Origin of the sequence: Rhodococcus sp. EPR-134 (genome assembly GCF_001647205.1) — a bacterium.
Taxonomy (GTDB): Bacteria; Actinomycetota; Actinomycetes; order Mycobacteriales; family Mycobacteriaceae; genus Rhodococcus_F; species Rhodococcus_F qingshengii.
The window spans coordinates 1-4,855 of sequence record NZ_LVCT01000800.1 but is presented as its reverse complement, the minus strand read 5'-3'; the positions used below and the strand labels follow the sequence as shown (position 1 = coordinate 4,855).

5 protein-coding genes are annotated in these 4,855 nt (G+C 63.2%); 3 read left to right on the top strand and 2 right to left on the bottom strand.

The annotated features are described in order from the left end of the window. Positions 1-1,849, top strand: a 1,849-nt coding sequence (locus A2J01_RS34290) for a helicase-associated domain-containing protein (RefSeq protein ID WP_064114457.1), incomplete at its 5' end; no start/stop codon positions are given. 87 nt (positions 1,850-1,936) lie between these two features. Continuing rightward, the gene (locus A2J01_RS37305; protein WP_007733507.1) at positions 1,937-2,062 is read left to right on the top strand and encodes a hypothetical protein; all 126 of its coding nucleotides are present in this window, start codon (positions 1,937-1,939) and stop codon (positions 2,060-2,062) included. Positions 2,063-2,486: 424 nt separating this feature from the next. Here the strand turns inward: A2J01_RS37305 and A2J01_RS34280 are convergent, their stop codons facing one another. Further along, a complete protein-coding gene (locus tag A2J01_RS34280; protein WP_003940633.1) occupies positions 2,487-3,137 on the bottom strand; it encodes a TetR/AcrR family transcriptional regulator in 651 nt (216 codons plus the stop codon). A gap of 54 nt (positions 3,138-3,191) precedes the next feature. Further along, positions 3,192-3,503 carry a hypothetical protein gene (locus tag A2J01_RS34275; protein WP_064073975.1) on the bottom strand — a complete coding sequence of 104 codons (312 nt, stop codon included), beginning with the start codon at positions 3,501-3,503 and terminating at the stop codon, positions 3,192-3,194. A gap of 215 nt (positions 3,504-3,718) precedes the next feature. Here A2J01_RS34275 and A2J01_RS34270 point away from each other — a divergent pair. Further along, the coding region (locus tag A2J01_RS34270) for an LLM class flavin-dependent oxidoreductase (protein ID WP_064114458.1) at positions 3,719-4,855 on the top strand (1,137 nt) is incomplete at its 3' end.

Genomic DNA, 4,855 nt, shown 5'->3' with positions numbered 1-4,855 from the left:
CGAGATCTCGGCTGCGCTCAACGCTCTGGACACCCGCGAGCGGGATCTCCTCGAGACACTCGCCAACTCCAGCCCGATCGGTCGCACCCGCGACGCTGCCCCCGGAACGCCGCCTGAGCGCCCGGTTCAACGACTGCTGGCGGCCGGCCTGCTGCGGTGGCTCGACGAGCAGACCGTCGAGCTTCCGGCGACGGTTCGTCAGGTCATCCGCGGCGAGCCGGTTTTCGATCCGACGACGCTGACCGCACCTGTCATCGGGGGCGACAAACTCAAGCCGGCGGACGTGAACGCCGCAGCAGCCGGCGAGGCGCTCGAGTTGGTACGCCAATGCGAGAACGTGATCGCTGTTCTGGGCGCAGCGCCGGCCCCCGCACTGCGAGCCGGTGGGCTCGGTGTTCGAGAACTACGACGCGTGGCCAAGACGGCCGATCTCGACGAAGCGCGCGTGAGCCTACTTGTCGAGTTGCTCTCGGCAGCCGGACTCATCGCAAGTGGAACGCCAGACCCGGCGCCGGTCTCGGACAACGCGGACGAATACTGGACGCCCACGCTTGCGGTCGACGGCTGGCTGAACGCATCCACAGCGCGACGGTGGGAGGTCCTGGCGTCCGCCTGGGTCGACGTACCTCGAGTCCCGTGGATGATCGGGCTGCGCGATTCCACCGACAAGCCGATCGCGGCGTTGTCCGAGGAGGGCCGCGCTCCGGCGGCTCCGCGAGATCGTCAGGCCATTCTGGGGCTGCTCTCCGAACTCGACAGCGGCCAGACCGCGTCGGCCGTCGAGGTAAGTCGGCTGCTGGCGTGGCGACGCCCGCGATGGAGCGGGCGCCTGCGGACGTTCGCGATCGAGCGGACTCTGGACGAGGCCGCTGCTCTCGGGCTGGTGGCCCGCGGCGCGTTGTCGTCACCTGGACGAGCCTTGCTGCACGGCGGGGACGCCGAAGCCGAAATGCAGTCCGCGCTACCCGAGCCCATCGACTACATCCTGGTCCAGGCGGATCTGACTCTGGTTGCGCCCGGCCCGCTGGTACCGGACCTGCTCGAGCAGGTGAGCCTGGTCGCAGACATCGAGTCGGCCGGATCGGCGTCCATGTACCGCATCAGCGAGGACAGCGTGCGTCGTGCGCTCGACGCCGGTCTGACGGCCACCGAACTGCATGCGATGTTCGCTTCGAAATCGAAGACTCCTGTCCCCCAATCACTTTCGTATCTGATCGACGATGTCGCCCGTCGACACGGACGACTGCGTGCCGGAGTGGCGGCGTCGTTCATTCGATGTGAGGACGCGTCACTGCTGGCGGAGGTCCTCGCATCCGCAGTGGCCGAGCCGTTGGCACTGCGCGCCTTGGCTCCCACCGTCGCGATTTCGCAGGCCCCTCTCCGCGAAGTCCTGACCGAGCTGCGAGCCGCCGGATTCGCGCCGGCAGGTGAGGACTCCTCGGGCACGTTGGTCGATCTCCGCCCACGCGGGGCACGTGTACCCAACCGTCGCAGCCGACCGGCGTCGAGGATGCCGGCGAGCCCGTCGGCGGATCAGCTGGCGTCGTTGGTCCGCACGATGCGGGCCGGAGACCGTGCTTCCGCCCCCGGCCGCGGCGGAGTGCGAACGGACGGTTCACGGGAGAACAACGCCGCCACCATCGCCTTGCTGGCCACGGCGGCCCGAGACAATTCGAGCGTCAACATCGGCTACGTCGACGCCCAGGGGGTCGCGACGCATCGCATCGTCGACCCCGTCAGCGTGGGCGGCGGACAGCTGGACGCCTTCGACCCCGCGAGCGGCGCGGTTCGCCGTTTCACGTTGCACCGAATTACTTCCGTCAGCCCCGTCGACTCCGGAAAAAAGTAGCAAAAAAGAAGCAACTGGCTTTTTTCTGTAAATGAAGTATGGTCGAGGTCAGTTTGTGATTGCCACTTCGAAAAATGAGGAGCGACAATGGCTGACAAGGCGCCGGGTAAGAACATGAAGAAACCCGCCCAGTCGATCAAGGAACGCCGCGCGGAGAAGCGGGCGAAAACTGCGGAGTCTTCCGAGTTCATCCGTAAGCGGAAGCGGAGCTGACAGCAAAGTCCAGAGAAGACGAGCTGATTGCGAAGCTGACCAATGCCTGCCTCCACCGACACCCTCGTGCACCTGCACGAAACGTTCAACCTGTTCAAGTCACGTAATCGAGGAACTGACGCACGCTCGCGCGGGTACGCAGCGGGCATGACCCTCGCTTCACTCTGCGTCCTCGACGAACACGCTCGGCAATCCGGAATACTTCTATCGGATTTACCGCAGAAAGAGAATCAACCATCGTGAAAAGAACAATCCATACCCTGGACCGCATTCAAACGAGACTCGAATCGGAGCTTGATTCCACTCCGGGTGATTCCGAAAAGAATATCGGTTACCGGTCCGGAATTTCCGAAGCTATTACTCATGTAATGGAAATGCGGAAGTCAGTGGTCGCGCAGAAATAGGAGACGCATCGATTAGGCGCTCACCCCAATAACTGCCGCACACCACCCACCAGAAAGACGACCTGGTCCTCGTAGAAGTCGGCAAGCCGCTCCGGCGCGAGCGGCTTGCCACTTCCGCTCCAATCGTCCGCCCGGCTCAACGCCTGGAGGAAGCCCATCAAGGCAATCGCCCAGCGAGTCTCGAGCCGTTCGGGATCGGTAGCAGGAAAAGTACGACGGACCTGGTCGAGAAGATGTTCACGCAGGTGCAGCTCGGTCGCCTCGAGGGCTGGATGGCCCGGTCGTGACATCTGCGGCTGCGAGATCTGCGTGACGATTCTGATCCATCGCATTCCCCGCGTGCGATGGCGAAGGAGCAATGCCTTGTAGGGCGCAGTGACGGCCCGTACCAGCGCCTCGACCGTCGGCGGCGTCTTGTCGGCGGAGAGGGCGTCGACGTTCGCGCTGATCTGATCTCGCACCGACGTTCCCATGTCCAACAGCACCGCTGCGACCAGATCGTCCTTGGTTCCGAAATGGTAGTGGACCGATGACGGCCCGAGACCGGCCGCGGCGTTGACCGAGCGCAGCGAAACTGCATCCAATCCCTCTGTCGCGAAAAGCCGTTCAGCAGTTTTGAGCAAACGCAGACGCGTCGCGTCGCCTTGACGGTTCTGCCGGGAGTCGGTCATACGAACGAGCTTCGCACGGGCTCGACAAACGTCTCAACCGTGGCGAACGCGGAGTCAGAGTGATTCACGGTGTGCTCGCACCCTGTTGTCGCGATCCACCCAGCCGTGGGCGCGTGCGTAGACCACCATCGCGGAGAACTTCTGTCTCCACTCGGTGTTTCCGATCCGGGCAGCGACGGCTTGCTCCAAGTGGCCGATGTCGAGCCAGACGTGATCCCCCTCGAGTTCCCCCCACGGTTCCAGTACCCGACTCAGAGTCTCGGATCGATCGTCGCCGCCAACGACGACCGAGAGACTGGTGAAGTCGTCGACACTGTTCAGTTCGACGGTCGAGGAGTCGGGGGTGATTGTGACGTCCAGTTGCATACCTCTTCAATACTCCTTCGGAATGTACTTGGTTCAGTCGATCGACTTGCAACAACGATATCCGACGTCATTGCACCAGATAACGTTGAACTACAGGTGATTACAAATCTCCCACTGTGCGGGAGGCTCAACTTATTGGATCAGTTGATCCATGTTAGACATCTCGATCAGAGCGAGTGATCCAAATCACTCCCCTGTCGACAGGAGTTGTCATCGTGTGGTCCGCATCGTCCATCCGCTTCGGAGCCTTCCTCGCCCCGTACCACCCGCTCGACGCCGATCCCGCCCTGCAACTCAGACGCGATATCGACCTCATGACACACCTGGACCACCTCGGATTCGAAGAAGCGTGGATGGGTGAGCATCATTCGACCGGCGCCGAGATCGTGCCTGCCCCGGACATGTTCATCGCGGCCGCCGCAGAGCGAACCGAGCGCATCCAGTTCGGCACAGGCGTGACGTCTCTGCCCTATCACCACCCGTTGATCACGGCCGACCGCATCACTCAGCTCGATCTGCAGACCCGCGGACGGCTCATCTTCGGCACCGGCCCGGGCAAGATCCCCCTCGATGCACACATGATGGGCATCAACCCGTCGGACCAGCGTCGTCGCCAGGGCGAAGCGCTCGAGGCCATTCTCGCGTTGCTTCGCGGCGAGGTCGTCAACATGGAAACCGACTGGTTCACGTTGCGTGACGCACGCGCACAGCTGCCCACCTACCGCGCGGACGGCATCGAGACAGTGACAGCGTCCACGATTTCCCCCAACGGTTCGGTGCTCGCAGGCAAGAACGGCCTCTCCCTGCTCTCATTGGCGGCGAGTTCACCCAGCGGCTTCGACGCACTGGATCGCAACTGGGATGTGTACGAGAAGGTCTCGGCCGAACACGGCCACCGCGCCGACCGAGCGACGTGGCGTGTGGTCAATCCGATGTTCATCGCCGAGACCCGAGCCGAGGCCGAGCGCGCCGTGAGCCGGCGGATCGGATCGATGGCTTCTTACGTGAATCGACAGACCGGCCAGAACCCGGCCTGGGCAGATACACCTGCCGGAATCATCGATCAGTGGCGAAACGACACGCTCGGCGAGTTCGGTCAGGCGATCATCGGTACCCCCGAAGATGCGATCGCACAGATCGAGCGTCTGATCGAGAAGACGGGAGGGTTCGGCACGTTCTTGATCCTTCACGTCGACATGGCGAGCTGGGAGGACACCAAACGCAGCTACGAATTGTTCGCCTCCGAGGTGGTCCCGCACTTCCGGAAGCGAAATGTCGGGCGTCAGGCGAGCATGCAGTTCGCCGAGGACAATCGCGAATACCTGATCGGCGGGCTGGTCGGAGCGATCACC